We start from the raw sequence: 26,437 nt of genomic DNA on the forward strand, positions 1-26,437 counted from the left end.
AGCGGCGTTTCCGCCTGTCAGCCATCCCCGCGCGCCTGCCGCTCGAACGCCTCCAGCGCCATCGGACGCCCGAACAGGTAGCCCTGGAAGGACGTGCAGCCGTGCTCCAGCAGAAACCGGTGGTGCGCCGCCGTCTCCACCCCTTCGGCGATCACATCCAGGCCCAGGCTGTCTGCCAGCATGATGATCGTGCGTGCGATGGCCGCATCGCTCGGATGCAGCAGCACGTCACGCACGAAGCCCTGGTCGATCTTGATCTGGTCCAGCGGCAGCCGCTGGAGATAACTCAGCGACGAGTAGCCGGTGCCGAAGTCGTCCAGTGAGAAGCCCAGGCCATGGGCCTGGAGCGCGCTCATGGTGGCGATGGCGTTGTCCACGCTGTGCAGCAGCATGCTTTCGGTCAGCTCCAGCTTGATCCGTGCGGGATCGGCGCCGGTATCGCGCAGCAGCGCCAGGACCTGCGCCACGAAGTCTTCCTGCAGGAACTGGCGCGCGCTCACGTTGATGGCCAGGAGCAGGTGCGCCAGCGCCGGATCATTGCGCCAGCAGGCCTGCTGGCGCAGCGCGGTTTCCATCACCCAATGGCCCAGCGGCAGGATCAGGCCGGACCCTTCGGCCAGCGGGATGAATTCGGCGGGCGACACCATGCCATGGAGCGGATGCTGCCAGCGCACCAGGGCCTCGGCGCCGATCACCCGTCCATCCTGGTCCACCTGGGGCTGATAGAGCAGCAGGAACTGCGACTGGCGCAGGCCGTTGCGCAGTTCGGCCTCCAGCATCGCGCGGCGGTTCACCGCCTGCTGCATGTCGGGGTCGAAGAAGCTCAGCGTATTGCGCCCGGCGTCCTTGGCCCGGTACATGGCCATGTCCGCCTGCTTGAGCACTTCATCCACGGGCTCCGGACGGCCGCTCAGCAGCGTCACCCCGATGCTGACCGAGAGATGATGTTCACGCCCGGCCAGGTTCCAGGGCTGGCGCAGCCGGGCCAGAATCAGCTCGCCCAGCATGCGGGCCTGGGCAGCGGCCTCGGGCGCTTCGCCGCTCAGGTTCTGCGCCACCACCACGAACTCGTCGCCCCCCAGGCGCGCCACGGTATCCTGCTCGCGCACACACTCGCACAGGCAGTCGGCGATCTGTTGCAGCAGCAGATCGCCGACTTCGTGGCCCCGGGTGTCGTTCAGGGTCTTGAAGTTGTCCACGTCCACGAAGAACACCGCAGTGCTCAGCCCCGAACGCATGCCGTTGACCGTCGCCTGCTGCAGACGATCCACCAGCAGGCGACGGTTGGGCAGTTGCGTGAGCGCATCGTAGAACGCCAGGTAGCGGGCCTCCTCCTCGGCAGCCTTGCGGCCCGAGATGTCGATGTCGATGCAGAACACCTCCGGCGGCTGGCCGGGCACGTGGATGAAGGCGTGGCTGGAGAGCACATCCACCAGCGAGCCGTCCTTGCGCTGCAGTTGCACCTCTCCCGCCGGAGCCACCTCGCCGGTGGCGAACATGCGGCGCATTTCCGCGCGTACCGCGTCGTGCATGGAGGGCGGAATGATCAGATCCAGCAGCTTGCTGCCCATCGCCTCCTCTTCCGTGTAGCCGTAAAGCCGCTCCGACGCCTTGTTCCAGTAGGTCGTGGTGCCATCCTCCAGGTAGCCCTGTACCGAGATGGACGGGATGTTGCGCAGCACCGAGCGAAAACGCAGCTCCGACTCACGCAGGGCACTCTCGGCCAGTTTGCGCTCGGTGATGTCGCGCGCCAGAAAGACCACCGCAGCCTGGCCGTTCACCAGCGTGCCCAGGGGCTGGGCACGCCCCTCGTAGTGGCGCACACCCGCATGCGTCCGTATCTCGTACTCGATGCCATGCATGCGGCCCGAGCGCAGAGTGTCGCCGACCAGCGCCCTGAAACGGTCGGCCTGCGCGGCAGGCAGCACGTCATGCAGGCACTTGCCGGCCAGTTGCGGCAAATCGGCCGACAGCACCTCTGCGCAGCGCCCGCGGTCATCGAGCACCAGCAGCACGTCGGGAATGGCCTGGGTGATCGCGCGCAGCCGGGCCGCCGTGTCCGCGAGGGCCTGTGCGGTGGCCAGGCGCTCCTCCACGTCGCGCAGCAGCAGCCCGAGCACCACCGTGGCGACGGTGAAGGTGAGCACGAAAGGCAGGGCGACCGTCTCGTTGACGCTCCGTACCACGTCGGGGGGCAGCAACTGGAACAGGGCCACCACCGCCAGGTGCAGCAGGAAGCCGAAGCATGCCAGCGTGGTCGCCTTCACCCCCAGCCACCCGCGCGCGCGCGCCTGATGATAGGCCAGGCCCGACGCGGTGCACAGCATGATCACCAGCAGGCTCGTCTCCGTTCCCAGTCCGCCCAGCCACAGCCGTACCCCTGCCGCCATGAGCGCCGCGACGCCGGCCACCAGCGGGCCGCCGAACAGTCCGGCCATGCTGAGCACCACCGAGCGCGCATCGAAGATCACGCCCGGCACCAGCACCAGCGGCGTGAGCATGCCCACCGCGCAGACGCCGCCGAAGATGAGTCCGGAGACGAACTGCCCCGCAAGCGGGCGCTGACGCCATAGCCTCACATTGAAGCCGTGCAGAAAACACAGCGCCAGCAGCAGGGCGACACCTTTGGCAAGCTCGATGAACATGGACCGTCGTGAGTTTTTCGGGGAGGCCCATCATGGGGGAGTCGCGAACGACCGTAAATGCATTAATTGGCATGAAGCGGCCATTGATAGCAACTTGCATTCAATGGCCGGACGATGCCCGGTCGGTGAGCGGAGTTGACCGGACAGCTTCCATGCTTTCGAACGCGGATTGGTATGGCTCGAGGACAGGCTCGGCGTGAAGCGGCCCGAACGCCCTGTTCGCGCAGGCCCGTGGCCGGCAGGCGTGTGCGCAGCACGGGCCGTGCATGCCGGCAGGCTTCCGCCTTGCCGGCATGCACGGAATCCCGCGTCAGTTGGGAGTGTCCAGCCCGCCTTCGGCCATCTCGGCGGCACGCAGCATGGCACGCGCCTTGCTGCGGGTTTCCTGCCATTCGGCGTCGGGGTCGGAATCGGCGACGATGCCGGCGCCCGCCTGGACGTGGATCTGGCCGTCCTTGACGATCGCGGTGCGGATCGCGATGGCGAGATCCATGTCGCCATGGAAGCCGAGGTAGCCGGCCGCACCGGCGTAGATGCCGCGCTTGACCGGCTCCAGTTCGTCGATGATCTCCATCGCCCTCACCTTGGGCGCACCCGACACGGTGCCCGCCGGGAAGGTGGCGCGCAACACGGCGAGCGCATTGAGCCCGTCCTTGAGCCGGCCTTCGACGTTGGAGACGATGTGCATCACGTGCGAGTAGCGCTCGATGGTGAACTGCTCGGTGACCTTGACCGTGCCGGTCTGCGACACCCGGCCGGCGTCGTTGCGGCCGAGGTCGAGCAGTTGCACGTGCTCGGCGATTTCCTTGGCATCGGCCAGCAGTTCGTGCTCCAGCGCAACGTCCTCGGCCACCGTGGCGCCGCGCCTGCGCGTGCCGGCGATCGGGCGCACGGTGACGACCTCGTCCTCGAGCCGGGTCAGGATCTCGGGCGAAGCGCCGACGACGTGGAAGTCCTCGAAGTTGAAGTAGAACATGTAGGGCGACGGATTCAGCGAGCGGATCGCGCGATACAAGGCCATCGGACTGGCCGCGTAGGGCTTGCTCATGCGCTGCGACAGCACGACCTGCATGACGTCGCCGTCGACGATGTACTGCTTGGCGCGGCGCACCGCGTCCTTGAAGGCGTCCTCGCCGAAGCTCGACACCGCCTCCGCGGGCTCGGCGCAGCATTCCTCCGGTATCCGCACCGGTGCCCGCAGCCGCGCCAGCAGCTCACGCAAGCGCTTCTGGGCGCGCTTGAAGGCGCCAGGCACTTCCGGTTCGGCATAGACGACCAGGGTCAGCTTGCCGCTGAGGTTGTCGACGATGGCGACTTCCTCGGACAGCAGCAGCAGGATATCGGGCGTGCCGATGGTGTCGGCCTTCTCGGTCTGCGCCAGCTTGGGTTCGATGTAGCGCACGGTGTCGTAGCCGAAGCAGCCGACCAGGCCGCCGGCGAAGCGCGGCAGGTGCTCGCGCGGCGGCACCTTGATGCGGTTCATGAACTCGGCGACGAAGTTCAGCGGATCACCGTAGTCGCGGCGCTCGACCAGGCGGTTGCCGGTGAGCAGCAGCGCGGAACGGCCATAGACTTCGATGCGGGTCGGCGACGACAGGCCGATGAAGGAATAGCGGCCGAAGCGTTCGCCGCCCTGCACCGATTCGAGCAGATAGGTATAGGGCTCGTTGGCGAGCTTCAGGTAGATGGACAGCGGCGTGTCGAGATCGGCAAAGGTCTCGAGCGTGACCGGGATGCGGTTGTAGCCCTGCGAGGCGAGGGCATTGAATTCCTGTTCGAGCATGGGGGCTCCACGTGGGTCGATTCGATCGGAAGGTGCTGCAGCAGGCGGGGCGGTGCGCAAGGCGCAGCCGACACCCCGCGGGGGGAGGTCGCGTCAGTGGCCCAAAGGCCAACGCCAGCCGCCGTGCCAGCCCAGCTGGACGGTTGCGGAAGCGGCGAGGAAGCGATCCCGGAGTGCGAGCATCACGATGTCGAGCATGAGTGGAGTGCCTGGCGAAACTCGCCTGGACCGGCCCATCGGAAGCCCGGGCCGGCTACTGTGCCGGAACGATGTGATCCAGCAGTTGAAGCGCGTCCGATAGTAGCCCATCGCATTCGATGGTGTCCACCGGCACGCCTTCGCTGTAGCCGTAGCTGACGAGCAGCACCGGCATGCCGGCGCCCTGCGCCGACAGCGCATCGTTGGCGGAGTCGCCGACCATCAGGGCTTCGGCCGGGACGACGCCGAGGCGCTCGCAGGCCAGCCGTACCATGGCCGGATCGGGTTTCTTGACCGGCAGCGTGTCGCCGCTGACCACGGTGCCGAAGTAGCCGGCGATGCCCATGCGTTCGAGCAGCGGCAGCGTGAAGGCTTCGGCCTTGTTGGTCACCACGGCGAGCGGGATGGCGCGGGCATCGAGCGCCCGCAGCACCTCTTCGATGCCGGGATAGATGCTGGCGCGCCTGCCGTTGACCACCGCGTAGTGGCGGCGGAAGACGTCGACGGCAGCGTCGATCTCGGTCTCGCTCGCAGTCCTACCCTCGGTCATGCAGCGCCGCACCAGGTTCGGGATGCCCTTGCCGACGAAGCGATGGATCTCGTCCTGGGATCGCTGCGGCCGGCCCAGCTCGGCCAGCATCAGGTTGGCGGCATCGGCCAGATCGCCGATGGTGTCGAGCAAGGTGCCGTCGAGGTCGAACAGCACCGCCCGCGGCGAAAAGCGTGCCGCCCCGCTCATGCCGCCACCCTGACCAGTTCGCCGCGCAGCGCGCCGATGATCGAATCGTAGCGGTTGGGGTCCTCGTCCCTGCCGGCGCCGAACACCGCCGAACCGGCAACGAAGGTGTCCGCTCCGGCACGGGCGATCTCGGCGATGTTGTCGGTCTTCACGCCGCCATCGATCTCGAGCAGGATGCGGCGCCCGCTACGCGCTTCGTAGGCATCGATCCTGTCGCGCGCGGCACGCAGCTTGTTGAGCGTTTCGGGGATGAACTTCTGCCCGCCGAAGCCGGGGTTGACGCTCATCAGCAGCACCACGTCGAGCTTGTCCATGACGTGGTCCATGTGGTGCAGCGGGGTGGCCGGGTTGAACACCAGGCCGGCCTGACAGCCGGAGTCGCGGATCAGGCCGAGGCTGCGGTCGATGTGCTCGGACGCTTCGGGGTGGAAGGTGATGATGTTGGCACCTGCCCTGGCGAAGTCCGGAATGATGCGGTCGACCGGCTTGACCATCAGATGGACGTCGATCGGTGCGCTGGTATGGGGACGGATGGCTTCGCAGACCAGCGGCCCGACCGTCAGGTTGGGCACGTAATGGTTGTCCATCACATCGAAATGGATCCAGTCGGCGCCCGACGCAACGACGTTGCGGACTTCTTCACCGAGGCGGGCGAAGTCCGCGGACAGCAGACTGGGGGCGATGCGGTACATGGGAATCTCCGGGAAGGCGTTCGAACCGGGATTCTAACCGCCAGCCGCAGCAGTCAGAAGTTCAGCACCTGGCCCTGCAGCAGGCGGCGGGGTTTCAGCGGCGAATCGCCCGCCTCGATCTGGGCCATGATGCGATCGTCCACGCCCGGCTTGAGATGGGTGACATGCACTTCCGGCTGCCCGGTCAGCTCCGCCAGCACTTCGAGCAGCATGCTCGGGCACAAGTGGCGCGAGGCGAGCGCAAGCCCTTGCTGCTCGTCGGCGAAGGCGGTCTCGATGATCAGATGGCGCAGCGCCGGCTGCGCGTTGATGGCGGCAATGAGCTCGGGGCAGTAGGCGGTATCGCCCGAGAACACGAGCTGGCCTTCGCCGCTGTCGAGGCAGAAGGCAGCCATCGGCACGGTATGCTGGGCCGGCAAGGCAGTGACGGCGCGCGCGCCGAGCCGGGTGGTTTCCCCCACTTTCAGGGGCTGGAAGCGCATGAAGGGATGGTTCCTGTCCGGTATCGCCGAGAAATCCGGCCACACCAGCCAGTTGAAGATATGCGAGTGCAGGATGCGGATGGTTTCAGGCAGCGCATGCACGATCAGCGGCGTCGTCCGCAGCTCGCCGACGGAGTCGATCAACAGCGGCAGCGAGGCGATGTGGTCGAGATGGGCGTGGGTGATGAAGACGTGATCGATTCCGCACAACGCCTCGAACGGCAGATCCCCCACGCCGGTGCCACAGTCGATGAGGATGTCATCGTCCACGAGCAGTGCGGTGGTGCGCGCCAGCACCCCGCCAATACCGCCACTGCACCCCAGCACCGTCAGTTCCATGCCCGATCACGGCGCGCCTGTCAGGGCGCACGCCGCTACGATTCCCAGTTGTGTCGTCGGAGGAAACCTTATCACTCCGCCGGGGGCATCGATAGGCAAAAAATCACGGCCCTCCGGCCGCCTGCCGGGCTAGGTACGCAGGAAGAATTCCATCTTCACGCCGGCGAGATCGATGATGTCGTGGTCCTTGAGCGGATGTGCCTGGACGTCGATCGATTTGCCATTGACCGTGGGAAAGGCGCCCCCTTCGACATGGGTGATGAAGTAGCCATGCGGACGGCGGGTGATGACGGCCACCTGCCTGCCCGGTTTGCCCAGCGTGGTCAGGGATTTGGTCAGTTCCAGTTCGCGCCCGCTGTTGGCGCCGCTCAATACCTGGATCACGCCGACGCGGCCGGCACCGGCGGCAACGGCCTTTTCCGCACGTTCGAGCGCCCCGGCGGCGGCGATCTGCGTTTCGCTGGGGCCGGGCCTGGGCTCGATGCCGGCTTCGGCCGGAGGCAGTTCGAAAGCCTTCAGCGCAGCGGTATCGATCATTTCGGCAGCCGCCTGGCCGGCCGGCGGCGCACTGACGAGATATTTGATCCGGTACTTGCCGAGCTCGACGACGTCGTTGTGGTGCAGCACATGCTTTTTCACCGGCTGGCCGTTGACGTAGGTGCCGTTGGTGCTGTTCTGGTCTTCGAGAAAGGCATCGTTGAGGATGCAGGTGATCACCGCATGATGGCCGCTGATTGCCAGATTGTCGATCTGGATGTCATTGTCCGGCTTGCGCCCGATCGAAATCCGCTCCTTGTCGAGCTCGATCTCCTTGAGGACGAGCCCGTCCATGCTGAGGATCAACTTCGGCATTGCCTGTTCCCGCTTTGATGTTCGCGGCCCGCAGTTCCACCGGCCGTCCGGGGACATTCTAAAGCAAAAAAAACGCCGGACAGGCCGGCGTTTTTCGGATCGGACGATCAGGCGATCAGAGCATCGCCTTCAGCAGCTTGCCCATTTCCGACGGGTTGCGCGTGACCTTGAAGCCGCACTCTTCCATGATGGCGAGCTTGGCATCGGCGGTATCGGCACCGCCCGAGATCAGCGCACCGGCGTGGCCCATGCGCTTGCCGGCCGGCGCGGTGACGCCGGCGATGAAGCCGACGATCGGCTTCTTCATGTTGGCCTTGCACCACTGGGCGGCTTCGGCTTCGTCGGGACCGCCGATCTCGCCGATCATGATCACCGCATCGGTGTCCGGATCGTCGTTGAACATGCGCATCACGTCGATGTGCTTGAGGCCGTTGATCGGGTCGCCGCCGATACCGACCGCCGAGGACTGGCCCAGGCCGATTTCGGTGAGCTGTGCCACGGCTTCATAGGTCAGCGTGCCGGAGCGCGACACCACGCCGATGCGGCCCTTGCGGTGGATGTGGCCGGGCATGATGCCGATCTTGACTTCATCCGGCGTGATCAGGCCGGGGCAGTTGGGACCGAGCAGCAGGGTTTCCTTGCCACCGGCGGCAACCTTGGCCTTCATCTTGTTGCGCACGACCAGCATGTCGCGCACCGGGATGCCTTCGGTGATGCAGATGGCGAGGTCGAGGTCGGCTTCGCAGGCTTCCCAGATGGCGTCGGCAGCACCTGCCGGCGGCACGTAGATGACAGACACGGTGGCGCCGGTTTCAGCGGCAGCTTCCTTGACCGAGGCGTAGATGGGCACGTCGAAGATCTTCTCGCCGGCCTTCTTCGGGTTCACGCCGGCGACGAAGCAATTCTTGCCGTTGGCGTACTCGATGCACTTCTCGGTGTGGAACTGGCCGGTCTTGCCGGTGATCCCCTGGGTGATGATCTTGGTGTCTTTGTTGATCAGGATGGACATTCGAAGCTCTCCTTACTTGACCGCAGCGACGATCTTGGTCGCGGCGTCCGCCATGGTGTCGGCAGCGATGATCGGCAGGCCCGATTCGGCGAGAATCTTCTTGCCGAGCTCCTCGTTGGTGCCCTTCATGCGCACCACCAGCGGGACGGAGAGGTTCACTTCCTTGGCCGCGGCAACCACGCCTTCGGCGATGGTGTCGCAACGCATGATGCCGCCGAAGATGTTGACCAGGATGCCCTTGACCTTGGGGTTCTTGAGCATGATCTTGAAGGCTTCGGTGACCTTCTCGGTGGTGGCGCCGCCGCCGACGTCGAGGAAGTTGGCCGGCTCGGCGCCGAACAGCTTGATCGTGTCCATGGTGGCCATCGCCAGGCCGGCACCATTCACCAGGCAGCCGATGTTGCCGTCGAGGCTGATGTAGGCCAGATCGAATTTGGAAGCTTCGATCTCGTCGGCATCCTCTTCGTCGAGGTCGCGGTAGGCGACGATCTCGGGATGACGGTAGAGCGCATTGGAGTCGAAGTTGAACTTGGCGTCGAGCGCCTTCACGGTGCCGTTGCTTTCGTGGATCAGCGGGTTGATTTCCGCCAGCGAGGCATCGGTTTCCATGTAGCAGGTGTAGAGCTTCTTCAGCGTGTCGACCGCCTGGGCCATCGAGTTGGCCGGCATGCCGATGCCCTTGGCCAGCTCGGTGGCCTGCTCGTCGGTCAGGCCGACGGCGGGATCGACGAAGACCTTGATGATCTTCTCGGGGGTGTTGTGCGCGACTTCCTCGATGTCCATGCCGCCTTCGGAGGAGGCCATCATGGCGACCTTCTGGGTGGCACGGTCGGTCAGCGCGGCAACGTAGTACTCGTGCTGGATGTCGGCGCCTTCCTCGATCAGCAGGTTGCGCACCTTCTGGCCTTCGGGGCCGGTCTGGTGGGTGATCAGCTGCATGCCGAGGATTTCGCCTGCGTACTTGCGGACGTCGTCGAGCGACTTGGCGAGCTTGACGCCGCCGCCCTTGCCGCGGCCGCCGGCATGGATCTGGGCCTTGACCACCCAGAAATTGCCGCCGAGTTCTTCGGCAGCCTTCACCGCGCCCTCTACGCTGGTGCAATGGATGCCACGGGGCGTCACGACGCCGAACTTTCTTAGAACTTCTTTTGCCTGATACTCATGAATCTTCATGGTTGCCCTTCGTTCGAAGTCACGACGGCAGGCCCGTCGCAAACAGGTTGATGGCATGCTTCGGAGCGTCCCGCTCCACGGCAGGCGTCGTCTCCCTCGACCGCCGCCCGCCGCCTTCGGCCAGCAGAGCCGGCCCGGCCTCGTGACATGCACGCGCGAGCGCTCGCCTGCCGCAAGACTCCGTAATTATAACCAGTTTTGCGCAGTGCACTGCGGGTGCGGATCAGCCGGCCGCACCGGGCTTCCGGTACCACTTGGGATAGTAGCGGCGCACGGCTTCCGCCGACGTATCCAGGGCATGGCAGCGATCGAGCTGGAAGGGCTTCTCGCCGTTGTCCTCGTTGTCCCGCATGAAAGTGGCGATGGTCTGGATCGCCGCCGTCGGCAGCGAATTGAGCATCTCCGTCATGTGCGAACAGCCCCGGACGTCGGCGAACATCTCGCCGATGGTGCGGCGGAAGCCACGCACCAGGTTCAGTCCGATCAATTGCCGGTACGCCGGCCCGATGGTGTCGCAGTAGCCGGGATAGGGCACGCCATCCGAACAGGCCACCGCGTCGCGGATGTTGAAGGTGGTGTCGAAGACGATCCTCAGCCGCATCAGATGGACCGGCACACCCGCAGGGCGGATGCCGGACGCAATCGGATAATCGACATCCTTGACGTCGGTCAGCGAGGCATCGAGTTCGTACAGGCCGTCCTCGCGCAGGAAGCCCTCGACTTCGATGCGCCGGGTGTGAATGCGCCGGCGGGGCGCGGAACTGGCGGGCAGAGGCATCTTCTATTCACGTACGCGGACGTATGGAGAAGCGGATTCTAACCAATCGCGCACGGAAGGCTCAGACCGGATTGGGCAGATCGACGAAATCCGCCGCCAGCCCGAGCTCGCCCGCCAGCCAGGCCGCGATCGACTTCGCGCCGTAGCGCTCGGTCGCATGGTGGCCGGCGGCGATGTACGGGATACCCGTCTCGCGCGCCAGATGCACCGTCTGTTCGGAAATCTCGCCGGACACGAATACATCGGCGCCCGCCGCGATCGCCTGCTCGAAGTAACCCTGGGCACCACCGGTGCACCACGCCACCCGCCGCACCGGCCGCGACGCATCCCCGACCAGCAGCGGCTCGCGCTGCAGCCGCTCGGCCAACGCGCGGGCGATCTGCCCGGCTGGCTCGGCCGGCCCGGCCGGACGGCCGAGCCAGCCAAGATCCTGGTCGGCGAAACGCCCTTCCGGCACCCAATCCATCAGCTTGCCCAGCTGGGCATTGTTGCCGTGCTCGGGATGGGCATCCAGCGGCAGATGATAGGCGAGCAGGCTGATGTCGTTGGCCAGCAGGCCCTTCAGCCGTTGCCGGCGGATGCCGGTGACGCGCCCGTCCTCGCCCTTCCAGAAATAACCGTGATGGACAAACACGGCGTCATAATCACCGGACACCGCGAGATCGACGAGCGCCTGGCTGGCGGTCACTCCGCACAGCACCCGCGCCACTTCGGCACGTCCTTCCACTTGCAGACCATTTGGGCAATAATCCTTGAAACGCGTCGCGTCGAGCAGTGCGTCCAGACGCGCCGTGAGCTCACCGAGTTGCATGCGGCCTCCTGTCGTTCCGGCCTGGCCGGGCATCCCGCCCGCCAGGCTCCACCCTCTTTCGAACCCATCACATTATGCGCCGTCTGTGGCTCATCTTCGCCCAGGCCGTGACCATCAGCGTCGCCGGCCTGTTCGTCCTCAGCACACTCAAGCCCGAGTGGCTGCGCGACACCGCGCCCGCTTCCGTCGTCGCCATCCTGGAGGCGCCCGCCGACAGCGGCACGCGTGCCGCCGCCTCCGGCTCCTACGCCGCAGCCGCGCAGCGCTCGATGCCCGCGGTCGTCCATATCTTCACCAGCAAGGCCGGCGCCGGTACCCGCCATCCGCTGTTCGACGACCCGATGTTCCGCCACTTCTTCGGCGAACGTCCGAACAGCGGCCCCAGCCAGCGCCCCTCGGGCCTGGGTTCGGGCGTGATCGTCAGCCCCGACGGCTACATCATCACCAACAACCACGTCATCGAGACCGCGGACCAGATCGAGATCGCGCTCAACGACGGGCGCAAATTCAGCGCACGCCAGATCGGACGCGACCCCGAGACGGATCTGGCGGTGCTGAAGATCGACACCGACGACCAGTTGCCGGTCATCACCCTGGCCGGCGGCGACGCCCTGAGCGTGGGCGATGTCGTGCTGGCGATCGGCAATCCCTTCGGCGTCGGCCAGACCGTGACGATGGGCATCATCTCCGCGCTGGGACGCAGCCAGCTGGGCATCAACACCTTCGAGAACTACATCCAGACGGATGCCGCGATCAACCCCGGCAACTCGGGCGGCGCGCTGGTCGACAGCGCCGGCAACCTGGTGGGCATCAACACCGCGATCTACTCGCGTTCCGGCGGTTCGCTCGGCATCGGCTTCGCCATCCCGGTCTCCATTGCCCGCAACGTGCTCGAACAGATCGTCGCCACCGGCGAGGTCACGCGCGGCTGGGTGGGCGTCGAGATCCAGGACATCACCCCCGAACTGGCGGAATCCTTCGGCCTGCGCGGCACGCAGGGCGCGCTGATCGCCGGCGTGCTGCGTGCCAGCCCGGCCGATCGTGCCGGCATCCGGCCGGGCGACGTGCTGATCGCGGTCGATGGCACCAGCGTCCGCGATCCGCGTTCCATGCTCGACATGGTCGCCGCGCTGCCGCCCGGGCACACTGCGGACTTCCGCGTGCTGCGCGGCGACAAGGAAGTGGAGCTGAAAGTGACCGTCGGCCGCCGTCCCACTCCTGCCAATCGCTGAACTTTCGCAAGCGGCTTCAGCCGCGAAAGCAGCAGTGTTCGCGGCTGAAGCTCCGGTATTCCCGTGCTACCCGATGATGAATCGGTGCCGGCGTCGCCTTGATCGGTGGCCGCGCACTCAGCGCTTGTCGGCGCCCTCGCCTGCTTCGATGCGGTCCAGCTCCCTGTCCATGTCCTCGATAGACGGTGGAACGTAGCCGTCCTCGGCAGCGGCAGGCGCAGGCTTCGCCATCCAGTTGGCAAGGATGATGCCCAGTTCGTAGAGCAGGCACATCGGAATCGCCAGCATCAGCTGCGAGACGACGTCCGGCGGGGTGACGATGGCGGCAACCACGAAAGCGCCGACGATGACGTAGGGGCGCGCCTCGCGCAGCTTCGCCACACTGACGATGCCGGCCTTGGCCAGCACGATCACCACCACCGGCACTTCGAAAGTGATGCCGAAAGCGAGGAACATCGACATCACGAAGGACAGGTACTGTTCGATGTCCGGCGCCGGCACGATGCTCTTGGGGGCGAATTCGGCGATGAACTTGAACACCATGCCGAACACGAAGAAATAGCAGAAGGCCATGCCGGCGATGAACAGCAGCGTGCTGCCGGCCACCAGCGGCAGCGCCAGGCGCTTCTCGTGCGCATACAGCCCCGGCGCGATGAAGGCCCAGGCCTGGTACAGCACCCAGGGCAGGCACAGCACGAAGGCGACCATCATCGTGACCTTGACCGGCACGAAGAACGGCGTCACCACGCCGGTGGCAATCATGTTCGTGCCTGCCGGCAGGGTATCCATCATCGGCTTGGCGAGGATGTCGTAGATGTCGCCCGCCCACGGCATCAGGCAGACGAACACGATCACCAGCGCGAGCAGCGCGCGGATAAGGCGGTCGCGCAGCTCGATCAGGTGGGAGATGAAAGTTTCTTGTTGGGTGCTCATGCCTGGGTCTTGTCCGCCGCGCCGGCCTGGCGCTTGGCATCGAGTCCGAGTTCGAGCTGGCCTTCGCTCGCCTCCGCGGGGACAGCGGCAGACTCGGATGATGCCTTCAGCGACGCCGCATCCGGCAGACTGGAGCGCAGATCATCGACCGTGCTGCCGATCTGGTTCTCGACATCAGACACGCCGGTGCGCACCGAGCTTTCGAGTTCCTGCGCCTGCTGCTTGACCTGCTCCTGCAGCTTCTTCAGTTCCTCGAGCTGCATCTCGCGCTGGATGTCGGACTTGACGTCCGACACGTAGCGCTGCAGCCGTCCCAGCAGGTGCCCGGCCGTACGCGCGACCTTGGGCAGGCGCTCGGGGCCGACCACGATCAGGAGTACCACCCCGATCACAACGAGTTCAGAAAAGCCGAAATCGAACATGTTTCGCCGCTATGGAGGCACATCATGCATGTGCCGCACGAAAACGAAGGGGCGCTCCCTGATGGGCGCCCCCTCCATCCGGACGCAAGACTCAGGAAGCGGACTTGTCGACCTTTTCCCGCGCCTCGCCTTCGATCGTCTGCCCTTCGGCGATCTTCTGCTGCGCGGCGGCGTCGGCGTCGCCTTCCTTCATGCCTTCCTTGAAGCCCTTGACCGCGCCACCCAGGTCGGAGCCGATGTTGCGCAGCTTCTTCGTCCCGAACACCAGCAGGACGATGACCAGCACGATCAGCCAGTGCCAGATGCTCAATGAACCCATACCGCTCTCCTCAATGCTTCAACATGGGCGGCAGGGGATTGGGGCCACCCAGAATATGAAGGTGCAGATGATACACCTCCTGCAGTCCCACCCTTCCGGTGTTGACGATGGTCCGGAAACCGTCGGTGCAGCCCTGCTCGCGCGCAATGCGCCCCGCCGCTACCATCAGACGCCCCATCGCCGCCTCGTGTTCCTCACCGAGCTGCGCCATCGAATCGACGTGGACCTTGGGGATCACCAGCACATGCACCGGCGCCGCGGGATTGATGTCGTGGAAGGCGAAGACGTGCTCGTCCTCATAGACCTTCTTCGACGGAATCTCGCCGCGGGCGATGCGACAGAAGATGCACTCGCTCATTGCGCCGTCCGCGACTTCTTCTCGTCGATGCCCGACACGCCTTCGCGGCGGCGGAACTCGGCCAGCACGTCCTCGACCGACAGGCCGTGGTGGGCCAGCAGCACCAGCGAGTGGAACCACAGGTCGGTGACTTCCCACACCAGGTGCAGCCTGTCCTGGTCCTTGGCCGCCATGATGGTCTCGGCAGCCTCCTCGGCGACCTTCTTGCAGATCTCGTCCGTACCCTTGGCGTACAGGCTGGAGACGTAGGAGGCGTCGGGGTCCGCCTTCTTGCGCGCGACCAGGGTATCGGAAACACGGCGCAGCACTTCGATATCGATCACTTGTAGATCTCCTTCGGGTCTTTCAAAACCGGTTCGACGGCTTCCCAGCGGCCGTCGGCAAAATACTTCTGGAAGAAGCAGCTGTGGCGTCCGGTATGGCAGGCGATGCCGCCGACCTGCTCGATCTTCAGCAGCACGACATCGTTGTCGCAGTCGATGCGGATGTCGAGCACCTTCTGCACGTGGCCGGACTCCTCGCCCTTGTGCCACAGCTTGCGCCGCGAACGTGACCAATAGATGGCTTCGCCGGTTTCCGCCGTGCGCTGCAGCGCCTCGCGGTTCATCCAGGCGAACATCAGCACGTCGCCGCTGGACGCTTCCTGCGCGATCACCGGCACCAGGCCGTTCTCGTCCCACTCGATCTCGTCCAGCCAGGCCGCGTTCATGCTCACAGTCTCACCTCGATTCCGCGTGCGCGCATCAGCTCCTTGGCTTCGCGCACCGTGTGTTCGCCGAAATGGAAGATGCTCGCCGCCAGCACCGCGTCGGCGCGGCCTTCGGAAACGCCGTCGGCCAGATGGTCGAGCGTGCCGACGCCGCCGCTGGCGATCACCGGGATGCGCACCGCGTCCGACACCGCGCGCGTCAGCGCCAGGTCGAAGCCGCTCTTGGTGCCGTCGCGGTCCATGCTGGTCAGCAGGATCTCGCCCGCGCCCAGCGCTTCGATCCTGCGCGCCCACGCGATGGCATCCAGCCCGGTGTTGCGGCGCCCGCCGTGGGTGAAGACTTCCCACTTGCCCGGCGCGGTCTGCTTGGCGTCGATCGCCACCACGATGCACTGGCTGCCGACCTTGCTCGAGGCGTCGTGCACCAGTTGCGGGTTATTCACCGCCGCGGTGTTCATGCTGACCTTGTCGGCGCCGGCATTGAGCAGGCGGCGCACGTCCTCGACCGCGCGCACGCCGCCGCCGACGGTGAGCGGGATGAAGACCTGCTCGGCGACATGCTCGACGACGTGCAGGATGATGTCGCGGTCGTCGGAACTCGCGGTGATGTCGAGGAAGGTGAGTTCGTCGGCGCCCTGCTCGTCGTAGCGGCGGGCGACCTCGACCGGATCGCCGGCATCGCGCAGTTCGACGAAATTGACGCCCTTGACCACGCGTCCGGCGCTCACGTCCAGACAGGGGATGATGCGCTTGGCCAGCATCAGCGGTACTCGATGGAGAAGGTCATTCGGTGGTGCCGCTCAATTCGTCGGCACGGGCCTGGGCGGCGGCGAAGTCGAGCGTGCCTTCGTAGATCGCCCGGCCGGTGATCGCGCCCATGATGCCTTCGTCCTCGACCGCGCACAGTGCGTCGATGTCGCGCAGGTCGGTGATGCCGCCGCTGGCGATGACCGGAATGCGCAGCGCCTGCGCCAGCCGCACGGTGGCTTCGACATTGACGCCGGACAGCATGCCGTCGCGGCCGATGTCGGTGTAGATGACACCTTCGACGCCGTAGTCCTCGAACTTCTTCGCGAGATCGACGACGTCGTGCCCGGTCAGCTTCGACCAGCCGTCCACCGCCACCTTGCCGTCCTTGGCGTCCAGGCCGACGATGATGTGGCCGGGGAAGGCGCCGCAGGCATCGTGCAGGAAACCCGGGTTCTTCACCGCCGCGGTGCCGATGATGACGTAGCTGATGCCGTTGTCGAGATAATGCTCGATGGTGTCGAGGTCGCGGATGCCGCCACCGAGTTGCACCGGAACGTCCTCGCCGACTTCGTCGGTGATCGCGCGGATCGCGGCGCCGTTCTTCGGCTTGCCGGCGAAGGCGCCGTTGAGGTCGACCAGGTGCAGGCGGCGGGCGCCGGCGTCGAGCCAGTGGCGCGCCATGGCACCGGGATCTTCGGAAAACACCGTGGCATCGTCCATTTCGCCCTGCTTCAGGCGAACACAGTGACCGTCCTTGAGGTCGATGGCGGGAATGAGCAGCATACCGGTTCTGGAATGGATGGGACTAAGGAATGAGGCAGCCTGTGCCGGTGCTCAGGGCTGCCAGCGGATGAAGTTCGCCAGCAGGCGCAAGCCGGCCGCAGCGCTTTTCTCGGGGTGGAACTGGGCCGCGAAGATATTATCCCGCGCTACCGCACTGGTAAAGCGAACCCCATAGTCGGTGTCCGCCGCGGCCAGCGCAGCATCGGCCGGCACGACGAAGTAGCTGTGCACGAAGTAGAAGCGCTCGCCGTCCGGGATACCGTCCCACATCGGATGCGGGCCGCGCTGCCACACTTCGTTCCAGCCCATGTGCGGCACCTTCAGGCGGCTGCCGTCCGCTGCCAGCATCTTCTGCTCGGGAAAACGCTGTACGTCTCCCGGCAGGATGCCGAGACCGGGCACGTCGCCTTCGGCGCTGTGCTCGAACAGCATCTGCTGGCCGATGCAGATCCCCAGGAAAGGCTTGCTCGCCGCCGCATCCAGCACCGCCTGGCGCAGGCCGCGGCCATCGAGCTCGCGCATGCAGTCGGGCATTGCCCCCTGCCCCGGGAAGACGACCCGCTCGGCGGCCGCGACGCGCGCAGGATCGGAGGTGACGAAGACTTCATGGCCGGGTGCCACATGCTCGATCGCCTTGGCGACCGAGCGCAGATTGCCCATGCCGTAATCGATGATGGCCACGATGGTCATCGGCTTGACTCGCTTTCGTGCAGGATGGCGGCCGTTGCGCACGGCCGCGGAAGGTTTTTGCTCAGAGCGCGCCCTTGGTGGAAGGAATCGTCCCCGCCGCGCGCTCGTCGACCTCGGCCGCCATGCGCAGCGCGCGGGCGAAGGCCTTGAACACGGTCTCGCACTGGTGGTGGGCGTTGTCGCCGCGCAGGTTGTCGATGTGCAGTGTGACGCCGGCGTGATTGACGAAACCCTGGAAGAATTCGCGCGCCAGGTCGACATCGAAGTTGCCGATGCGGGCGCGGGTGTAATCGACGAAGTAATGCAGGCCGGGCCGGCCGGAGAAATCCACCACGACGCGCGACAGCGCCTCGTCGAGCGGCACGTAGGCGTGGCCGTAGCGGCGCAGCCCCTTCTTGTCGCCGAGGGCCTTGGCGAAGGCCTGTCCCAGCGTGATGCCGACGTCCTCGACCGTGTGATGGTCGTCGATGTGGGTATCGCCCTCACAGTGGATGTCCAGGTCGATCAGGCCGTGGCGCACGATCTGGTCGAGCATGTGATCGAAGAAGGGGACGCCGGTATCCAGCCTGCCCTTGCCCGTGCCGTCGAGGTCGATGCGCACGGAGATCTTCGTTTCGAGGGTGTTGCGAGTGACTTCGGCTTGCCGCATGGATGCTGGTGAGACTCAAGAGTTGCAGGTTCGGGCCATGATAACATCGCCCGGCAAAATGGCCGCCTCGAATGACCACTCATCAGGTCGGCAGTAGCGTGCAGCTCGCAGCGTGGACAGCCACGGCGCGAGATGTTTCCCCCCGCCTTCGAACCCCGCACAGCAGACAGAACATGAGCCGCTTCTGGAGCGCCGTCGTCCACGGCCTGACCCCCTACGTTCCGGGCGAACAGCCCAAGCTCGACAAGCTGGTCAAGCTCAACACCAACGAACACCCCTACGGCCCCTCGCCCAGGGCGCTGGCCGCGATCCGCGCCGCCACCGACGACAGCCTGCGGCTCTACCCGGACCCGAACGCCGACGCGCTGAAGGCTGCGCTGGCCCGCCGCCACGGCCTGCAGCCGCAGCAGATATTCGTCGGCAACGGCTCGGACGAGGTGCTGGCGCACGCCTTCATGGCGCTGCTGAAGCAGGACCGGCCGCTGTGGTTTCCGGACATCACCTACAGCTTCTACCCGGTGTATTGCGGCCTGTACGGCATCGGGCAGCGCGTGGTGCCGCTGGCCGACGACTTCTCGATCCGTGTCGAAGATTACCTTCCGCAGGGCGGCGAACGGCCGGGCGCGATCATCTTCCCCAACCCCAACGCCCCCACCGGCCGCCTGCTGAGCCTGACCGACGTCGAGCGCATCGTCGCCGGCAACCCGTACGCCGTGGTGCTGGTGGATGAGGCCTACATCGACTTCGGCGGCGACAGCGCAATCACGCTGGTCGACAAGTACCCCAACCTGCTGGTCGTGCACACCTTCTCCAAGAGCCGCTCGCTCGCCGGCCTGCGCGTCGGCTTCGCCGCCGGCCACGCCGAGCTGATCGAGGGCCTGGAGCGGGTCAAGAACAGCTTCAACTCCTATCCGCTCGACCGCCTGGCGCTGGCCGGCGCGGTGGCGTCGGTGGAGGACGAGGCGTTCTTCCAGGAAAGCTGCCGCAAGGTGATCGCGACCCGCGAAACGCTGGTCGGCCGGATGCGGGCCTTGGGCTTCGAGGTGCTGCCCTCGGCGGCAAACTTCATCTTCGCCCGCCATCCGCAGCGCGACGGCGCCGAACTGGCCGCCGAACTGCGCAAGCGCGCAATCATCGTGCGCCACTTCAAGGCGCCACGCATCGATCAGTTCCTGCGCATCACGGTGGGGACGGACGAGCAGTGCGCCATCCTGATCGAAGCCCTGAGGGAAATCCTCGGGCGTTGAGAAATGGCACCGCCACCATCGGTCATGGATGGTGGCGGACAGCATCAGACCTTCAGGCGCATCTCCGCCGAGCGTGCATGGGCCTGCAAGCCCTCGCCATGCGCCAGGATGGACGCGACCTTGCCCAGGTGCTGGGCGCCGGCCTGGGAGATGTTGACGATGCTGGTGCGCTTCTGGAAGTCGTAGGTGCCCAGCGGCGACGAGAAGCGCGCGCTGCGCATCGTCGGCAGCACGTGGTTCGGCCCGGCGCAGTAGTCGCCCAGCGCCTCCACCGCCCAGTGGCCGACGAAGATCGCGCCGGCGTGGCGGATGTGGTCGATCCAGGCTTCGGCATCCTCCAGCGACAGCTCGAGGTGCTCGGGCGCGATGCGGTTGCCCAGCGCGCAGGCCTGCTCGATGCTGTCGACGCGGATCAGCGCGCCGCGGTTGGCCAGCGACTTGGCGATGGTCTCGCGCCGCGGCATCGTCGGCAGCAGGCGGTCGATCGCGTCATGCACGGCATCAATGAAACCCGCATCGGTGCACAGCAGGATGGACTGCGCCAGTTCGTCGTGCTCGGCCTGCGCGAACAGGTCCATCGCCACCCAATCGGCGTGGCCGGAGCCGTCGGCGATGATCAGCACTTCGGACGGCCCCGCCACCATGTCGATGCCGACGGTGCCGAACACCCGGCGCTTGGCTTCGGCGACGTAGGCGTTGCCCGGGCCGACGATCTTGTCGACCTGCGGGAGGGTCTGCGTGCCGTAGGCCAGCGCCGCCACCGCCTGCGCGCCGCCGATGGTGAACACCCGGTCGACGCCGGTGATCGCCGCCGCCGCCAGCACCAGCGGGTTCTTCTCGCCGCGCGGCGTCGGCACGACCATGATCAGCTCGCCGACGCCGGCAACCTTGGCCGGGATCGCGTTCATCAGCACCGAGCTCGGGTAGGACGCCCGCCCGCCCGGCACGTAGAGGCCGACGCGGTCGAGCGGCGTGACCTTCTGCCCCAGGCGGGTGCCGTCGGCTTCTTCGAACTCCCAGGACTCGCCCTTCTGGCGTTCGTGGTAGATGCGCACGCGGTCGGCAGCGACGGTCAGCGCCTCGCGCTGGGCCGACGACAGGCCGTCGAGCGCGGCGTGCAGCTCGGCTTTCGGCAGTTCCAGCGCCGCCATCGAATTCACCTCGAGGCCATCGAAGCGGCGGGTGTATTCGACCACCGCGGCGTCGCCGGTGGTGCGCACCGCACGCAGGATCTCGGTCACCGCGCCGTCGATGCGCTCGTCGGCCTCGGCCTCGAAGGCCAGCAGGGCGTCCAGCGTGGACAGGAATTCGGGCTCGCGCACGTCGAGGCGGCGGATGGGCGTCTGGCTCATGATCGGTTCCTCAGGGCTTGATCGCGCCGGCGAAGGCATCGAGCACCGGCTGCAGCAGTTCGCGCTTGAGCTTCAGCGAGGCCTGGTTGACGATCAGGCGCGAACTGATCGGCATGATGTCCTCGACCTCTTCGAGGTTGTTGGCGCGCAGCGTGCCGCCGGTGGACACCAGGTCGACGATCGCATCGGCCAGCCCGACCAGCGGCGCCAGTTCCATCGAACCGTAGAGCTTGATCAGGTCGACGTGCATGCCCTTTCCGGCGAAGTGCGCCTTGGCGGCATTGATGTACTTGGTGGCGACGCGGATGCGCCCGCCGGGCCGGGTGGCAGCAGCGTAGTCGAAGCCTTTCTGCACCGCCACGCACAGGCGGCAGCGGGCGATGTCGAGGTCCAGCGGCTGGTACAGGCCCGCCCCACCATGCTCGAGCAGGACGTCCTTGCCGGCGATGCCGAGGTCGGCCGCACCGTACTGCACGTAGGTCGGCGTGTCGGTGGCACGCACGATGACCAGGCGCACGTCCGGCCGGTTGGTGCCGATGATGAGCTTGCGCGAGGATTCGGGGTTGTCGGTCGGCACGATGCCGGCGGCCGCGAGCAGCGGCAGCGTCTCTTCGAAGATGCGCCCCTTGGACAGGGCGAGCGTGATGCTGGACACGTGAAAAGCCTTGGTCGAACGGGCCGACATTGTAACCCGGCACCGCTTCTGTTAACCTTCGTCCGACTGGGCACACCCAATGGGCTGAACTGCGAGCGGCAGTTCGGCCTTTTCTTTTGCATGTCCGCGCGCTCCGCAAGGTCTTCCGCGCAGGACATCACGCAGGACGACATCATGAAGCCGCCAATCATCGTTTCCAGCAGCGACCTCGAACGCCTCGAGGGCCTGCTGACCCTCCCCGCCTTCCGCAGCCGCAGCGACCTCGACGGCCTGCGCGAAGAGCTCGAACGGGCCGACGTGCGCGAACCCGAGGAGATGCCGGCCGACGTCATCACGATGAACAGCCGCGCCCGCTTCCTCGAAGAAGGCACCGGCCGCGAATACGAGCTGACGCTGGCCTACCCCAAGGACGCCAACGCCGAAGCGCGCCGGGTATCGATCTTCTCGCCGGCCGGCAGCGCCCTGCTCGGACTGGCCACCGGCCAGTCGATCGACTGGACCACGCCGGACGGCAAGGAACTGCACCTGAAGGTGCTGGAAGTGACCTGGCAGCCCGAAGCCAACGGCCAGTTCGATCTCTGAGCGATCCTTGAACGCGATCTCCGAGCGCTCTCCAGGTTCCGCGGCCTCCGGGCACCCCGTGGGCGGCGTCTGATCGCCGCTGCAGGCGCCTGCCCGTTCAGGCCAGGCGCCGCACCTTGGCACCGAGCGCGGCCAGCTTCGCCTCCAGCCGTTCGTAGCCGCGGTCGAGATGATAGATGCGCTCGATCACCGTCTCGCCCTCGGCCACCAGGCCGGCCACCACCAGGCTGGCCGAAGCACGCAGGTCGGTCGCCATCACGGTCGCGCCCTGCAGCCTGTCCACGCCCTGGACGACGGCGGTGTTGCCGTCGATGCGGATGTCCGCGCCCAGGCGCTGAAGCTCGACCGCGTGCATGAAGCGGTTTTCGAAGATGGTCTCGCGGATCATCGCGACGCCCTTGGCGACGCAGTTGATCGCCATGAACTGGGCCTGCATGTCGGTCGGGAAAGCTGGATACGGCGCGGTGCGCAGGCTGACGGCATTGAGCCGGGCCGGCGCATCAAGGCGGATCGCATCGCGCTCGGCAAGGATCTCGCAGCCCGCATCCATCAGCTTGTCGATGACGGCATCCAGGTAGCTCGAACTGGTGCCGGTCAGCCGCACCGAGCCGCCGGTGGCTGCGGCGGCGCACAGGTAGGTGCCGGTCTCGATGCGGTCGGGCATGATGCGATGGCTCGCGCCATGCAGACGGTCTACACCGCGAATCCGGATGACATCCGAACCGGCGCCCGACACGCGCGCGCCCATCGACACCAGGCAGTTCGCCAGATCGACGATTTCGGGTTCGCGCGCAGCGTTCTCGATCACGGTTTCGCCGTCGGCCAGCACGGCAGCCATCATCAGGTTCTCGGTGCCGGTCACGGTGACCATGTCGGTGAACAGGCGCGCGCCCTTCAGCCGCGGTACCTTGGCATGGACGTAGCCATGCTCGACCTTCACCTCCGCCCCCATCGCCTGCAGGCCCTTGATGTGCTGGTCCACCGGACGGGCGCCGATCGCACAGCCGCCGGGCAGCGACACCCGCGCCTCGCCGCAGCGGGCCACCAGCGGGCCGAGCACGAGGATCGACGCCCGCATGGTCTTGACCATCTCGTAGGGTGCGACCGGATTGTTCAAGCCCGACGCGTCGAGCGTGACGCTGTCGCCTTCGCGCGCCACCTTGACCCCCATCTGCGCCAGCAGCGCCAGCAGGGTGCCGATGTCCTTCAGCTGCGGCACGTTGGTGAAGGTCACCGGTTCGGCCGTCAGCAGCGCCGCGCACAGGATGGGCAGCGCGGCGTTCTTGGCACCGGAAATGGCGACTTCGCCCGACAGGCGGCTGCCGCCTTCGATCAGCAGTTTGTCCATCGCGGCCTCACATGCCCAGTTCGCCACGGCCCTCTTCCCATTGCGCAGGAGTGAAGGTCTGCAGCTGCAGCGCATGGATCTCGTTGCCCATCAGGCGGCCGAGCGTGGCATACACCGCCTGGTGCTGACGCACGCGCGGCTTGCCCTCGAAGGCCGGGCTGACGACGATGCCGGTGAAATGCACCCCGTCGTCGCCTTCGATGGCGACGAATTCGCAGGGCATGCCCTGTTCGATCAGGCGCTTGATTTCGCTAGCTTCAAACATGATTCATCCTTTAGGAGCGCAGCTTGTAGCCCCGTGCGAGCAGAGCCAGGGTCAAGGCCGCGAGCAATACGAAACAGCCGGACACCACCGCGAGCGACAGCCAGGGCGAAGTGTCCGACTGGCCGAAAAAGCCATGACGGAACCCGTCGATCATGAAGAAAAACGGGTTGAAATGCGATACATCCTGCCAGAAGTGCGGCAGCGAATGGATCGAGTAGAACACACCGGACAGCATCGTCAGCGGCAGGATCAGGAAGTTCTGGAAAGCGGCGAGCTGGTCGAACTTGTCGGCCCAGATACCGGCGATGACGCCGAAGGAGCCCAGGATCGCCCCGCCCATCACGGCGAACGCCAGCACCCACAACGGACTGGCCATGCTCAGTTCGACGAAGGGCATCGCCACCAGCAGCACGGCGGCACCGACGAACAGCCCGCGCAGCGTCGCGGCGATGACGTAGGCGGCATAGAACTCGCGATAGGACAGCGGCGGCAGCAGCACGAAGATGATGTTGCCGGTGATCTTGCTCTGGATCAGCGAGGACGAGCTGTTGGCGAAGGCGTTCTGCAGCACCGACATCATCACCAGGCCGGGCACCAGGAAGCTGGTGTAGGCAACGTCGCCATACACGGTGACGTGGCGGTCGAGCACGTGCGAGAAGATCAGCAGGAACAGCAGCGCGTTGAGTACCGGCGCGGCGACAGTCTGGAAAGCCACTTTCCAGAAGCGCAGCACTTCCTTGTACAGCAGGGTACGAAAACCCGTCAGCGGCGCATCGGCGGCCATCGGCTCGATACGCGGCGGCGTCGCGCCGCGGCGCGTTTCAGGCACGGTGCATGACCTCCACGAAGACTCTTTCGAGATCCGGCTCGCCCAGCTGGATCTCGCGCAGCCCGGCACCGGCCTCGCGCAGGCGCGCCAGCAGCGCCTCGAGCTTGTCGTAGCCCTCGAAGGCGAACTCCACCCAGCCGTCCTCGACCGCCATGCCGCCGAGCGCGACGGCCGCCTCGGCCCTGTCCACGCTGACGCGCAGGCTGTGGGTGGCGAAGCGGTGCAGCAGGTTCTCGGTGGTGTCGAGGGCGACGACCTTGCCGGCCTTGAGCATTGCGATGCGGCCGCAGAGCGTTTCCGCCTCTTCGAGATAATGCGTGGTCAGCACGATGGTGTGGCCGTCACGGTTGAGCTTGCGCACGAACTGCCACAGCCCCTGGCGCAGTTCGACGTCGACGCCGGCGGTAGGCTCGTCGAGCACGATCACCGGCGGCCGGTGCACCAGCGCCTGCGCCACCAGCACGCGCCGCTTCATGCCGCCGGACAGCATGCGCATGTTGGCGTCGGCCTTGTGCGTCAGGTCCAGGCTGGCAAGGATCTCGTCGATCCAGTCGTCGTTGCCGCGGATGCCGAAATAGCCCGACTGGATGCGCAGCAGCTCACGCACCGAGAAGAAGGGATCGAACACCAGTTCCTGCGGCACCACGCCGAGATTGCGCCGCGCATTGCGGTAGTCGCGCACGACGTCGTGGCCCATGATCTCGAGCGAACCGCCGTCGGGCCGTACCAGCCCGGCCAGCGCCGAGATCAGCGTGGTCTTGCCGGCACCGTTCGGCCCGAGCAGACCGAAGAATTCGCCCTGGCCGATTTCGAGATCGACGCCGCCCAGCGCCTTCAGCGTTCCGTACTGCTTGGTGACGGCGCTGACCCTGATGGCCGGCACCGTCATGCACCGTTCTCCAGCGGCAGCAGGGCGTCGATGTCGTAAAGCGCGGCAAGGCTGGCAAGCCCCGGCGGCAGGCTGCGCAGCACGATGTCGTGGCCTGCCTCGCGCGCGGTGCGCAGCCAGTCGAGGACCAGCGCCAGTGCCGCGGAATCGGCAGTCGGCACCGCCGCCATATCGACCACCAGGGCGCCGGCCTTGGCCAGCCGCCGCCCCTCTTCCAGCGCCGACGCGGCGCTGTGCATGGTCAACGGCCCCTGCGGCGCGAACACCGCCACCGCACCTGCATCGCTCATGAACGCTGCTGCTCCGCTTCGAGTGCGCGGTTCTTCGCTTCGAGCGACTTGATCAGACCGTCGATGCCGCCGCTGCGCACGTCCTGGGCGAAACTGCTGCGGTAGTTCGTGACCAGGCTGACACCGGCAACGATGACGTCGAACACTTTCCAGCCCGCATCGGATTTTTCCAGCATGTAGTCGATGCCGATCGGCTGGGCGCCGGTCTGGCGCACTTCGGTGCGGACCTGCACGCGCTTGTCGGCTTCGCCGAAGCGGGTCGGCTTGAACTCGATCGTCTGGTCGCGATACTGCGTCAGCGCATTGGAATACGTGCGCACCAGCAGGGTGCGGAAGGCATCGGTCAGGCGCGCCTGCTGCTCGGCCGACGCACTGCGCCAGTCGGGGCCGACCGCCAGCATGGTCATGCGGCGGAAATCGAAGTGCGGCAACACCTTGGCATCCACCAGTTCCCTGATCCGCTGCGGATCGCCGGCCTGGATGGACTTGTCGGCGCGCACGATCTCGAGCACCTCGTTGGTCACGTCGCGCACCAGCACGTCCGGCCCCTGCTGGGCGGCGGCCTGGGCCGCCGGCATCAGCCCGGCGACAAGAAAGCAGAACAGGATGAGTGGCTTGTTGAAGAAGTTCATGT

The 26,437-nt window shown here is 66.3% G+C and carries 31 protein-coding genes; 3 read left to right on the top strand and 28 right to left on the bottom strand.

Going from position 1 to position 26,437, the window contains the following annotated elements:
• Positions 1-17 precede the first annotated feature (17 nt).
• The 10 genes from TBU01S_RS12470 to TBU01S_RS12515 all read right to left on the bottom strand — a co-directional run bounded on the left by TBU01S_RS12470 (position 18) and on the right by TBU01S_RS12515 (position 11,501).
• Positions 18-2,645 carry an EAL domain-containing protein gene (locus tag TBU01S_RS12470; RefSeq protein ID WP_068636956.1) on the bottom strand — a complete coding sequence of 876 codons (2,628 nt, stop codon included), beginning with the start codon at positions 2,643-2,645 and terminating at the stop codon, positions 18-20.
• 310 nt (positions 2,646-2,955) lie between these two features.
• Positions 2,956-4,428, bottom strand: a complete 1,473-nt coding sequence (trpE, locus tag TBU01S_RS12475; protein ID WP_068636957.1) for an anthranilate synthase component I — start codon at positions 4,426-4,428, stop codon at positions 2,956-2,958.
• Positions 4,429-4,681: 253 nt separating this feature from the next.
• Positions 4,682-5,365 (bottom strand): phosphoglycolate phosphatase, encoded by a 684-nt coding sequence (locus tag TBU01S_RS12480; protein ID WP_068636958.1) that lies wholly within the window; start codon positions 5,363-5,365, stop codon positions 4,682-4,684.
• A complete protein-coding gene (rpe, locus tag TBU01S_RS12485) occupies positions 5,362-6,057 on the bottom strand; it encodes a ribulose-phosphate 3-epimerase (RefSeq protein ID WP_068636959.1) in 696 nt (231 codons plus the stop codon). The genes TBU01S_RS12480 and rpe overlap by 4 nt, the downstream gene beginning before the upstream one ends.
• Positions 6,058-6,110: 53 nt before the next feature.
• Positions 6,111-6,878 carry a 3',5'-cyclic-nucleotide phosphodiesterase gene (locus tag TBU01S_RS12490; protein WP_068636960.1) on the bottom strand — a complete coding sequence of 256 codons (768 nt, stop codon included), beginning with the start codon at positions 6,876-6,878 and terminating at the stop codon, positions 6,111-6,113.
• Between the two features lie 129 nt (positions 6,879-7,007).
• On the bottom strand, positions 7,008-7,730 hold the full coding sequence (locus TBU01S_RS12495; protein WP_068636961.1) for an FHA domain-containing protein: 723 nt from the start codon (positions 7,728-7,730) through the stop codon (positions 7,008-7,010).
• A gap of 115 nt (positions 7,731-7,845) precedes the next feature.
• Positions 7,846-8,739, bottom strand: a complete 894-nt coding sequence (sucD, locus tag TBU01S_RS12500) for a succinate--CoA ligase subunit alpha (protein ID WP_068636962.1) — start codon at positions 8,737-8,739, stop codon at positions 7,846-7,848.
• Between the two features lie 12 nt (positions 8,740-8,751).
• Entirely contained in the window at positions 8,752-9,912 is a 1,161-nt protein-coding gene (sucC, locus tag TBU01S_RS12505; RefSeq protein WP_068636963.1) for an ADP-forming succinate--CoA ligase subunit beta, read from the bottom strand.
• Positions 9,913-10,135: 223 nt separating this feature from the next.
• Positions 10,136-10,690, bottom strand: a complete 555-nt coding sequence (locus TBU01S_RS12510) for a DUF2889 domain-containing protein (protein ID WP_068636964.1) — start codon at positions 10,688-10,690, stop codon at positions 10,136-10,138.
• A 61-nt stretch (positions 10,691-10,751) separates the two neighbouring features.
• The gene (locus TBU01S_RS12515; protein WP_068636965.1) at positions 10,752-11,501 is read right to left on the bottom strand and encodes a Nif3-like dinuclear metal center hexameric protein; all 750 of its coding nucleotides are present in this window, start codon (positions 11,499-11,501) and stop codon (positions 10,752-10,754) included.
• 74 nt (positions 11,502-11,575) lie between these two features.
• Between TBU01S_RS12515 and TBU01S_RS12520 the strand changes: the two genes are divergently transcribed.
• Positions 11,576-12,733: a Do family serine endopeptidase gene (locus TBU01S_RS12520; RefSeq protein WP_068636966.1), complete on the top strand. Its 1,158-nt coding sequence runs from the start codon at positions 11,576-11,578 to the stop codon at positions 12,731-12,733.
• Positions 12,734-12,850: 117 nt separating this feature from the next.
• On the opposite strand, the gene tatC is transcribed toward TBU01S_RS12520, so the two are convergent.
• The 10 genes from tatC to hisB all read right to left on the bottom strand — a co-directional run bounded on the left by tatC (position 12,851) and on the right by hisB (position 18,346).
• Complete coding sequence (gene tatC / locus TBU01S_RS12525; RefSeq protein WP_068636967.1) at positions 12,851-13,666, bottom strand: twin-arginine translocase subunit TatC; 816 nt, start codon at positions 13,664-13,666, stop codon at positions 12,851-12,853.
• Complete coding sequence (gene tatB, locus TBU01S_RS12530) at positions 13,663-14,088, bottom strand: Sec-independent protein translocase protein TatB (RefSeq protein WP_068636968.1); 426 nt, start codon at positions 14,086-14,088, stop codon at positions 13,663-13,665. The genes tatC and tatB overlap by 4 nt, the downstream gene beginning before the upstream one ends.
• A gap of 91 nt (positions 14,089-14,179) precedes the next feature.
• A complete protein-coding gene (gene tatA, locus TBU01S_RS12535) occupies positions 14,180-14,407 on the bottom strand; it encodes a Sec-independent protein translocase subunit TatA (protein ID WP_068636969.1) in 228 nt (75 codons plus the stop codon).
• Between the two features lie 10 nt (positions 14,408-14,417).
• On the bottom strand, positions 14,418-14,765 hold the full coding sequence (locus tag TBU01S_RS12540; protein WP_068636970.1) for a histidine triad nucleotide-binding protein: 348 nt from the start codon (positions 14,763-14,765) through the stop codon (positions 14,418-14,420).
• On the bottom strand, positions 14,762-15,088 hold the full coding sequence (locus TBU01S_RS12545; RefSeq protein WP_068636971.1) for a phosphoribosyl-ATP diphosphatase: 327 nt from the start codon (positions 15,086-15,088) through the stop codon (positions 14,762-14,764). Before TBU01S_RS12545 ends, TBU01S_RS12540 begins: the two co-directional genes overlap by 4 nt.
• Positions 15,085-15,474, bottom strand: coding sequence for a phosphoribosyl-AMP cyclohydrolase (gene hisI / locus TBU01S_RS12550; protein ID WP_217999612.1), 390 nt, complete (start codon positions 15,472-15,474; stop codon positions 15,085-15,087). Before hisI ends, TBU01S_RS12545 begins: the two co-directional genes overlap by 4 nt.
• Before the next feature lie 2 nt (positions 15,475-15,476).
• Positions 15,477-16,235, bottom strand: a complete 759-nt coding sequence (gene hisF / locus TBU01S_RS12555) for an imidazole glycerol phosphate synthase subunit HisF (RefSeq protein WP_068636973.1) — start codon at positions 16,233-16,235, stop codon at positions 15,477-15,479.
• Positions 16,236-16,257: 22 nt separating this feature from the next.
• A complete protein-coding gene (gene hisA / locus TBU01S_RS12560) occupies positions 16,258-17,007 on the bottom strand; it encodes a 1-(5-phosphoribosyl)-5-[(5-phosphoribosylamino)methylideneamino]imidazole-4-carboxamide isomerase (protein ID WP_068636974.1) in 750 nt (249 codons plus the stop codon).
• A 51-nt stretch (positions 17,008-17,058) separates the two neighbouring features.
• On the bottom strand, positions 17,059-17,697 hold the full coding sequence (hisH, locus tag TBU01S_RS12565) for an imidazole glycerol phosphate synthase subunit HisH (RefSeq protein ID WP_068636975.1): 639 nt from the start codon (positions 17,695-17,697) through the stop codon (positions 17,059-17,061).
• Positions 17,698-17,758: 61 nt separating this feature from the next.
• On the bottom strand, positions 17,759-18,346 hold the full coding sequence (gene hisB, locus TBU01S_RS12570; protein WP_068636976.1) for an imidazoleglycerol-phosphate dehydratase HisB: 588 nt from the start codon (positions 18,344-18,346) through the stop codon (positions 17,759-17,761).
• Positions 18,347-18,519: 173 nt separating this feature from the next.
• On the opposite strand from hisB, the gene hisC reads away from it, so the two are divergent.
• Entirely contained in the window at positions 18,520-19,593 is a 1,074-nt protein-coding gene (hisC, locus tag TBU01S_RS12575; protein WP_068636977.1) for a histidinol-phosphate transaminase, read from the top strand.
• A 44-nt stretch (positions 19,594-19,637) separates the two neighbouring features.
• Here hisC and hisD read toward each other — a convergent pair whose 3' ends face one another.
• Together hisD and hisG are read right to left on the bottom strand one after the other, a co-directional pair.
• Complete coding sequence (gene hisD, locus TBU01S_RS12580) at positions 19,638-20,945, bottom strand: histidinol dehydrogenase (RefSeq protein ID WP_068636978.1); 1,308 nt, start codon at positions 20,943-20,945, stop codon at positions 19,638-19,640.
• A 10-nt stretch (positions 20,946-20,955) separates the two neighbouring features.
• Positions 20,956-21,600 (bottom strand): ATP phosphoribosyltransferase, encoded by a 645-nt coding sequence (gene hisG / locus TBU01S_RS12585; protein ID WP_068637000.1) that lies wholly within the window; start codon positions 21,598-21,600, stop codon positions 20,956-20,958.
• 174 nt (positions 21,601-21,774) lie between these two features.
• On the opposite strand from hisG, the gene rnk reads away from it, so the two are divergent.
• Entirely contained in the window at positions 21,775-22,182 is a 408-nt protein-coding gene (rnk, locus tag TBU01S_RS12590) for a nucleoside diphosphate kinase regulator (RefSeq protein WP_068637001.1), read from the top strand.
• A gap of 97 nt (positions 22,183-22,279) precedes the next feature.
• On the opposite strand, the gene murA is transcribed toward rnk, so the two are convergent.
• Genes murA through TBU01S_RS12620 form a run of 6 tightly spaced genes read right to left on the bottom strand, consistent with a single transcriptional unit; the run spans position 22,280 to position 26,435 of the window.
• Positions 22,280-23,530: a UDP-N-acetylglucosamine 1-carboxyvinyltransferase gene (gene murA / locus TBU01S_RS12595; RefSeq protein ID WP_068636979.1), complete on the bottom strand. Its 1,251-nt coding sequence runs from the start codon at positions 23,528-23,530 to the stop codon at positions 22,280-22,282.
• Between the two features lie 7 nt (positions 23,531-23,537).
• Positions 23,538-23,795 carry a BolA family protein gene (locus TBU01S_RS12600; protein ID WP_068636980.1) on the bottom strand — a complete coding sequence of 86 codons (258 nt, stop codon included), beginning with the start codon at positions 23,793-23,795 and terminating at the stop codon, positions 23,538-23,540.
• A 10-nt stretch (positions 23,796-23,805) separates the two neighbouring features.
• The gene (locus TBU01S_RS12605; protein ID WP_068637002.1) at positions 23,806-24,579 is read right to left on the bottom strand and encodes an ABC transporter permease; all 774 of its coding nucleotides are present in this window, start codon (positions 24,577-24,579) and stop codon (positions 23,806-23,808) included.
• Between the two features lie 37 nt (positions 24,580-24,616).
• Complete coding sequence (locus TBU01S_RS12610; RefSeq protein WP_068636981.1) at positions 24,617-25,513, bottom strand: ABC transporter ATP-binding protein; 897 nt, start codon at positions 25,511-25,513, stop codon at positions 24,617-24,619.
• Positions 25,510-25,803 carry an STAS domain-containing protein gene (locus tag TBU01S_RS12615; RefSeq protein WP_068636982.1) on the bottom strand — a complete coding sequence of 98 codons (294 nt, stop codon included), beginning with the start codon at positions 25,801-25,803 and terminating at the stop codon, positions 25,510-25,512. Before TBU01S_RS12615 ends, TBU01S_RS12610 begins: the two co-directional genes overlap by 4 nt.
• Positions 25,800-26,435: an MlaC/ttg2D family ABC transporter substrate-binding protein gene (locus TBU01S_RS12620; protein ID WP_068636983.1), complete on the bottom strand. Its 636-nt coding sequence runs from the start codon at positions 26,433-26,435 to the stop codon at positions 25,800-25,802. The genes TBU01S_RS12615 and TBU01S_RS12620 overlap by 4 nt, the downstream gene beginning before the upstream one ends.
• Positions 26,436-26,437: the final 2 nt, after the last annotated feature.

The sequence above is a fragment of the Thauera butanivorans NBRC 103042 genome (assembly GCF_001591165.1).
Taxonomy (GTDB): Bacteria; Pseudomonadota; Gammaproteobacteria; order Burkholderiales; family Rhodocyclaceae; genus Thauera; species Thauera butanivorans.

Excerpts from the sequence above, each read along its gene's own strand:
- TBU01S_RS12600 (WP_068636980.1), bottom strand. The coding sequence starts at position 23,795 with ATGTTTGAAGCTAGCGAAATCAAGCGCCTGATCGAACAGGGCATGCCC.
- sucD (WP_068636962.1), bottom strand. The coding sequence starts at position 8,739 with ATGTCCATCCTGATCAACAAAGACACCAAGATCATCACCCAGGGGATC.
- TBU01S_RS12470 (WP_068636956.1), bottom strand. The coding sequence starts at position 2,645 with ATGTTCATCGAGCTTGCCAAAGGTGTCGCCCTGCTGCTGGCGCTGTGT.
- TBU01S_RS12490 (WP_068636960.1), bottom strand. The coding sequence starts at position 6,878 with ATGGAACTGACGGTGCTGGGGTGCAGTGGCGGTATTGGCGGGGTGCTG.
- TBU01S_RS12515 (WP_068636965.1), bottom strand. The coding sequence starts at position 11,501 with ATGCAACTCGGTGAGCTCACGGCGCGTCTGGACGCACTGCTCGACGCG.
- hisF (WP_068636973.1), bottom strand. The coding sequence starts at position 16,235 with ATGCTGGCCAAGCGCATCATCCCCTGTCTGGACGTGAGCGCCGGACGC.
- TBU01S_RS12495 (WP_068636961.1), bottom strand. The coding sequence starts at position 7,730 with ATGCCGAAGTTGATCCTCAGCATGGACGGGCTCGTCCTCAAGGAGATC.
- murA (WP_068636979.1), bottom strand. The coding sequence starts at position 23,530 with ATGGACAAACTGCTGATCGAAGGCGGCAGCCGCCTGTCGGGCGAAGTC.
- TBU01S_RS12610 (WP_068636981.1), bottom strand. The coding sequence starts at position 25,513 with ATGACGGTGCCGGCCATCAGGGTCAGCGCCGTCACCAAGCAGTACGGA.
- tatA (WP_068636969.1), bottom strand. The coding sequence starts at position 14,407 with ATGGGTTCATTGAGCATCTGGCACTGGCTGATCGTGCTGGTCATCGTC.
- hisC (WP_068636977.1), top strand. The coding sequence starts at position 18,520 with ATGAGCCGCTTCTGGAGCGCCGTCGTCCACGGCCTGACCCCCTACGTT.
- TBU01S_RS12605 (WP_068637002.1), bottom strand. The coding sequence starts at position 24,579 with ATGGCCGCCGATGCGCCGCTGACGGGTTTTCGTACCCTGCTGTACAAG.
- sucC (WP_068636963.1), bottom strand. The coding sequence starts at position 9,912 with ATGAAGATTCATGAGTATCAGGCAAAAGAAGTTCTAAGAAAGTTCGGC.
- hisD (WP_068636978.1), bottom strand. The coding sequence starts at position 20,945 with ATGAGCCAGACGCCCATCCGCCGCCTCGACGTGCGCGAGCCCGAATTC.
- TBU01S_RS12540 (WP_068636970.1), bottom strand. The coding sequence starts at position 14,765 with ATGAGCGAGTGCATCTTCTGTCGCATCGCCCGCGGCGAGATTCCGTCG.
- tatC (WP_068636967.1), bottom strand. The coding sequence starts at position 13,666 with ATGAGCACCCAACAAGAAACTTTCATCTCCCACCTGATCGAGCTGCGC.
- TBU01S_RS12620 (WP_068636983.1), bottom strand. The coding sequence starts at position 26,435 with ATGAACTTCTTCAACAAGCCACTCATCCTGTTCTGCTTTCTTGTCGCC.
- tatB (WP_068636968.1), bottom strand. The coding sequence starts at position 14,088 with ATGTTCGATTTCGGCTTTTCTGAACTCGTTGTGATCGGGGTGGTACTC.
- trpE (WP_068636957.1), bottom strand. The coding sequence starts at position 4,428 with ATGCTCGAACAGGAATTCAATGCCCTCGCCTCGCAGGGCTACAACCGC.
- rnk (WP_068637001.1), top strand. The coding sequence starts at position 21,775 with ATGAAGCCGCCAATCATCGTTTCCAGCAGCGACCTCGAACGCCTCGAG.
- hisI (WP_217999612.1), bottom strand. The coding sequence starts at position 15,474 with ATGAACGCGGCCTGGCTGGACGAGATCGAGTGGGACGAGAACGGCCTG.
- hisA (WP_068636974.1), bottom strand. The coding sequence starts at position 17,007 with ATGCTGCTCATTCCCGCCATCGACCTCAAGGACGGTCACTGTGTTCGC.
- TBU01S_RS12510 (WP_068636964.1), bottom strand. The coding sequence starts at position 10,690 with ATGCCTCTGCCCGCCAGTTCCGCGCCCCGCCGGCGCATTCACACCCGG.
- hisH (WP_068636975.1), bottom strand. The coding sequence starts at position 17,697 with ATGACCATCGTGGCCATCATCGATTACGGCATGGGCAATCTGCGCTCG.
- hisB (WP_068636976.1), bottom strand. The coding sequence starts at position 18,346 with ATGCGGCAAGCCGAAGTCACTCGCAACACCCTCGAAACGAAGATCTCC.
- rpe (WP_068636959.1), bottom strand. The coding sequence starts at position 6,057 with ATGTACCGCATCGCCCCCAGTCTGCTGTCCGCGGACTTCGCCCGCCTC.
- TBU01S_RS12480 (WP_068636958.1), bottom strand. The coding sequence starts at position 5,365 with ATGAGCGGGGCGGCACGCTTTTCGCCGCGGGCGGTGCTGTTCGACCTC.
- TBU01S_RS12615 (WP_068636982.1), bottom strand. The coding sequence starts at position 25,803 with ATGAGCGATGCAGGTGCGGTGGCGGTGTTCGCGCCGCAGGGGCCGTTG.
- TBU01S_RS12520 (WP_068636966.1), top strand. The coding sequence starts at position 11,576 with ATGCGCCGTCTGTGGCTCATCTTCGCCCAGGCCGTGACCATCAGCGTC.